This window comes from Trinickia sp. (assembly GCF_051961175.1).
Classification (GTDB): domain Bacteria; phylum Pseudomonadota; class Gammaproteobacteria; order Burkholderiales; family Burkholderiaceae; genus Trinickia.
Genome location: NZ_JBQCDN010000398.1, coordinates 1 through 4,651, shown reverse-complemented (window position 1 = coordinate 4,651; position 4,651 = coordinate 1). Strand labels below are relative to the sequence as shown.

The following is a 4,651-nucleotide window of genomic DNA, read 5'->3' as shown; positions in this document are numbered from 1 at the left end:
GGCACACCCCGCCCGCCAGTGCTTCCCCGCGATCGGGCGCTACAATAGAGGCCCGCGTAGGCTGCCGCCCGCGGGCTTTTTATTGCTCCCCGATGACTCTTGCCGCCAAGCCCTTTGCCGCCGCTGTCAATCATTTGCTCGCTCGCGAAACGTGGGCGCGCGAACGTCTCGCACCCTATGCGGGCAAGACGGCGCGTCTCGCCTTCTCCTCGATCGTCTTGACGCTCGCCGTCGAACCCGACGGCTACCTGAGCGCCGTCGACGAAATGGATGCGCGATCCGTGGACGTCTCTCTCGCCATCGCGCCCGATGCACTGCCGGCGTTCATGCAAGGCGGGCAAGCCGCGGTCATGAAGCACGTCAAGATCGAGGGTGATGCCGAATTCGCCACCCAACTCGCGAAGCTGGCCGAGCATCTTCGCTGGGAGCCCGAGGAAGACTTGGCGAGGGTGATCGGCGACGCTGCGGCTTACCGCGCAGCTGAGATCGTGCGCACGGCCGGCGGACATGCGCTGCGTGCCGGCCGTGGCCTGCGCGATTCCATCGCCGAATACTTGCTCGACGAAAATCCGCAACTCGTGCGCCGCACCGCGCTCGATGCGTTCAACACCGAGCTCGCGCGTGCGCGCGATGCACTCGCGCGCGTGGAAAAACGCATCGAGCGGGTGGACCAGCAAACGCTTGTGCGCCAGGCAGGCGCCTTGCGTCGCGTGCGATAGCGAGCGGGTTCACCATGCGTCTATTGCGTTTCATCAAAATCGTCTACACCGTCTGGCGCTTCGGGCTCGACGAAATGATGCTGAGCCGGATCCAGGATCGCCGGGTCCGGTTCCTCGTTCGCATCGGCACAATCGGCCGCCGGTACACGTCGCCGCCGGCCGTGCGGCTGCGTCTGGCGCTCGAAAGCCTCGGGCCGATTTTCGTCAAGTTCGGTCAAGTGCTTTCGACGCGCCGCGATCTGCTTTCGCTCGACGTCGCCGTCGAACTTGCCAAGCTGCAGGATCAGGTGCCGCCGTTCGATTCGGCTCTCGCCATCGACATCATCGAACGATCGCTCGGCGCGCGCGTCGATGTCCTGTTCGACGATTTCGAGCGCGTGCCGGTCGCCAGCGCCTCGATCGCCCAGGTCCACTTCGCGAAAGTGAAGTCGGGCCAGCACGCGGGCAAGGACGTCGCGATCAAGGTGCTGCGGCCGAACATGCTGCCCGTGATTGATTCGGATCTGGCGCTGCTGCGCGATCTGGCCGTCTGGGCCGAGCGGCTTTGGGCGGATGGCAAGCGGCTCAAGCCGCGGGAAGTCGTCGGCGAATTCGACAAGTACTTGCACGACGAACTCGACCTCATGCGCGAGGCGGCGAACGGCAGCCAGCTCCGCCGCAACTTCGCGGGGCTCGATCTGCTGCTCGTCCCCGAGATGTACTGGGAGTTCTGTACGCCGAACGTGCTTGTCATGGAGCGGATGGTCGGCGTGCCGATCAGCCAGGTCGAGACGTTGCGGGCGGCCGGCGTCGATATCCCGAAGCTCGCGCGCGAAGGCGTCGAGATTTTCTTCACGCAGGTGTTTCGCGACGGCTTTTTCCACGCGGACATGCATCCCGGCAACATCCAGGTCAGTCTCGATCCGGCGCATTTCGGCCGTTATATCGCCCTCGATTTCGGCATCATCGGGGCCCTGTCGGACTTCGATAAAAACTATCTCGCGCAAAACTTTCTCGCCTTTTTCAAGCGCGATTACCATCGCGTGGCCACGCTGCATTTGGAGTCGGGCTGGGTGCCATCCACGACGCGCGTCGAAGAACTCGAAAGCGCGATTCGGGCTGTCTGCGAACCCTATTTCGATCGTGCGTTGAAAGACATCTCGCTCGGACAAGTGCTGCTGCGTCTGTTCTCCACCTCGCGCCGCTTCAACGTCGAAATCCAGCCGCAGCTGGTGTTGCTGCAAAAGACGATGCTCAATGTCGAGGGGTTGGGCCGCTCGCTCGATCCCGAACTCGATCTGTGGAAGACGGCCAAGCCGTACCTCGAGCGCTGGATGAACGAGCAGATCGGCTGGCGGGGATGGTACGAGCGGCTCAAAGTCGAGATGCCGCAGTGGAGCAAGACACTGCCGCAACTCCCGCGTCTCGTTCATCACGTGCTCGCCGAGCGGCACGACGCGAAACACGGCACGCAGGACGCCGCCATCAAGCTGTTGCTGCTGGAGCAAAAGCGCACGAACCGGCTGCTGCAGGCACTGTTGATGTTCGGCGTGGCCGTGGGCGTCGGCGCGGTGGTCGCGCGCGCGTGGCTCGCCTTGGCCTATGGGGCGTGATCCCATGAATAAACCGTCATCGTCCGATCAGCCTGCGCCGGCACCGTCGGGGCCCTCTGCATCTTCAGGATCCCCGGCATCCCCGGCATCCCCGGCATCCCCGGCATCCCCGGCATCCCCGGCATCCCCGGCATCCCCGGCATCCCCGGCATCCCCGGCATCGTCTGCCGGCGCTGCGGTGCCGGCGTTTAGCACCCGGGACCCGAACTCGGCTGCCTTTTGGGACGAGCGGTTTCGGCAAGGCTTCACGCCCTGGGATCAAGCGGGCGTGCCCGCGACGTTTGCCGCGTTCGCCGCGCGCACGGCACCGCGGCCTGTTCTCATTCCGGGATGCGGCAGCGCGCACGAAGCCGGTTGGCTCGCCCAGGCCGGATGGACGGTGCGTGCCATCGATTTTTCGGCCGATGCCGTCGCGTCGGCGCGTGCGCAACTCGGGACCGAAGCGGCGCTCGTGGAGCAAGCCGATTTCTTTAGCTACCGGCCCACGTTTGTGCCGGGGTGGGTGTACGAGCGCGCATTTCTCTGCGCGCTGCCGCCTGCCCGCCGCGCCGATTACGCGGCGCGAATGGCCGAATTGCTCGAGCCGGGCGGAATACTCGCCGGGTTCTTCTTTTTCGACGATGCCCCAAAAGGCCCACCGTTCGGGATCAATCGCGCCGAGCTGGACGCGTTGCTCGGTTCGTCGTTCGAACTGATTGAAGACGAACCGGTTGCCGATTCGATTCCAGTGTTTGCCGGCCGCGAGCGCTGGATGACTTGGCGCAGGCGGTAATCGCTGCGGTCTATGCGATCGAGCGGGGGATGGTTCGCGCGCCGGGGTTGAATTTTCGTGTCATCGCCCTCATCTCACGCCGTGCGTGAGGCCACGCGCCGATGTCGACGGTGCCTCGACGTACCGAGCCGCGTATCGGCATGGAGCGGTTTCGACCAGGCTTCGCCGCGAACCCAGCGCCGCGCGAGCCGGGAGACAGCCAATTGCGGCTATAATTCAACGCTTTGCAAGCGCTTAACCGTTTTTTTGTCGGAAATAGTCGGGAAGAGAATCATGCCGATCTACGCCTACCGTTGCGAATCGTGCGGCTTTGAGAAAGACGTGCTCCAAAAGATGAGCGACGCGCCGCTGACGCAGTGCCCGCATTGCGAAAAAGATGCGTTTCGGAAGCAGGTGACTGCCGCCGGCTTTCAGTTGAAGGGCTCGGGCTGGTACGTCACCGATTTCCGAGGCGGTTCGGGCGGCGCCAAGGCCGCGTCCGCGGCGACGACGGACGCGAAGCCGGAAGCGAAGGCCGAGACGAAGTCGGATGCAGGCGGCAGCAGTGCGCAGCCGGCCAGCCCGAGCCCATCGGCTGCATCGGACGCCTGAGCCGCTCGCTGCCGGAACGCGACGGGCGGGGTGCGGATTGACCGGCGCTGCGCCGCAGGTCGCACCGGTTCGGGCGTTGTCGCGCGCATCGAGCCTTGAGCGCGCGGCGGCACGGGAAAGCGCGCCGATTCAATCCCAAGCGGTTCTCTGACGGTATACATGAAAAAGACGACGCTCAAATCCGTGTTCCTGACCGGCCTGCTGGTCCTCGTACCCTTGGCGATCACGCTGTGGGTGCTGGGGCTTGTCATCGGCACGATGGATCAGACGCTGCTGTTGCTGCCGCAGTCGTGGCAGCCCGAGAAGCTGCTGGGCTTTCATTTGCCCGGCGTGGGCGCGGTGCTCACGCTCGCGTTCATCTTCATCGTCGGGTTGTTCACGCAGAACTTCGTCGGGCAAAAGCTCGTCACGTGGTGGGATGTGATCGTGCGGCACATTCCGATCGTCGGCCCGCTGTACACGAGCGTGAAGCAGGTATCCGACACGCTGCTGTCCAGCAGCGGCAATGCGTTTCGCAAGGCGCTGCTGATCGAATATCCGCGGCGCGGCTCGTATACGATCGCGTTCCTGACGGGCACGCCGGGCGGCGACGTACTCAATCACTTGCAGGAAGAACACGTCAGCGTCTATGTGCCGACCACACCGAACCCGACTTCGGGCTTCTTTCTGATGGTCCCGAAAGCGGAGGTCATCGAACTCGATATGACGGTCGATGCCGCGCTCAAGTACATCGTCTCGATGGGCGTAGTCGCCCCGCAAGCGCCGGCGAGTGCCCCGGTGCGCCGCCCGGTCGAGCCGCCCCTTTAATGCCGCCGCGCGGCGAGCTTTGAACCGCGCGCGTTGCTCCCTTATGCCAAACGAAAGACGAATACCATGTCGATGAGATCTGAATACTGCGGTCTGGTGACCGAACACCTGATGGGCCAAACCGTGTCGCTGTGCGGCTGGGTGCATCGCCGGCGCGATCACGGCGGCGT

5 protein-coding genes are annotated in these 4,651 nt (G+C 64.4%); all 5 read left to right on the top strand.

Annotated features, from left to right (window positions below):
- Positions 1-92 precede the first annotated feature (92 nt).
- Positions 93-719, top strand: a complete 627-nt coding sequence (locus tag ACTHL0_RS22770; RefSeq protein WP_440569223.1) for a ubiquinone biosynthesis accessory factor UbiJ — start codon at positions 93-95, stop codon at positions 717-719.
- A gap of 14 nt (positions 720-733) precedes the next feature.
- On the top strand, positions 734-2,311 hold the full coding sequence (ubiB, locus tag ACTHL0_RS22765) for a ubiquinone biosynthesis regulatory protein kinase UbiB (RefSeq protein ID WP_440569222.1): 1,578 nt from the start codon (positions 734-736) through the stop codon (positions 2,309-2,311).
- Positions 2,301-3,083 carry a methyltransferase domain-containing protein gene (locus tag ACTHL0_RS22760; RefSeq protein WP_440569221.1) on the top strand — a complete coding sequence of 261 codons (783 nt, stop codon included), beginning with the start codon at positions 2,301-2,303 and terminating at the stop codon, positions 3,081-3,083. Before ubiB ends, ACTHL0_RS22760 begins: the two co-directional genes overlap by 11 nt.
- 273 nt (positions 3,084-3,356) lie before the next feature.
- Positions 3,357-3,674 (top strand): FmdB family zinc ribbon protein, encoded by a 318-nt coding sequence (locus ACTHL0_RS22755; protein WP_440569220.1) that lies wholly within the window; start codon positions 3,357-3,359, stop codon positions 3,672-3,674.
- Positions 3,675-3,833: 159 nt separating this feature from the next.
- A complete protein-coding gene (locus ACTHL0_RS22750) occupies positions 3,834-4,481 on the top strand; it encodes a DUF502 domain-containing protein (RefSeq protein ID WP_440569219.1) in 648 nt (215 codons plus the stop codon).
- The last annotated feature ends 170 nt before the right edge of the window (positions 4,482-4,651 follow it).

Bases quoted from the DNA above. Each gene is read 5' to 3' on its own strand.
- ACTHL0_RS22770 (WP_440569223.1), top strand. From the start codon at position 93: ATGACTCTTGCCGCCAAGCCCTTTGCCGCCGCTGTCAATCATTTGCTC.
- ubiB (WP_440569222.1), top strand. From the start codon at position 734: ATGCGTCTATTGCGTTTCATCAAAATCGTCTACACCGTCTGGCGCTTC.
- ACTHL0_RS22760 (WP_440569221.1), top strand. From the start codon at position 2,301: ATGGGGCGTGATCCCATGAATAAACCGTCATCGTCCGATCAGCCTGCG.
- ACTHL0_RS22755 (WP_440569220.1), top strand. From the start codon at position 3,357: ATGCCGATCTACGCCTACCGTTGCGAATCGTGCGGCTTTGAGAAAGAC.
- ACTHL0_RS22750 (WP_440569219.1), top strand. From the start codon at position 3,834: ATGAAAAAGACGACGCTCAAATCCGTGTTCCTGACCGGCCTGCTGGTC.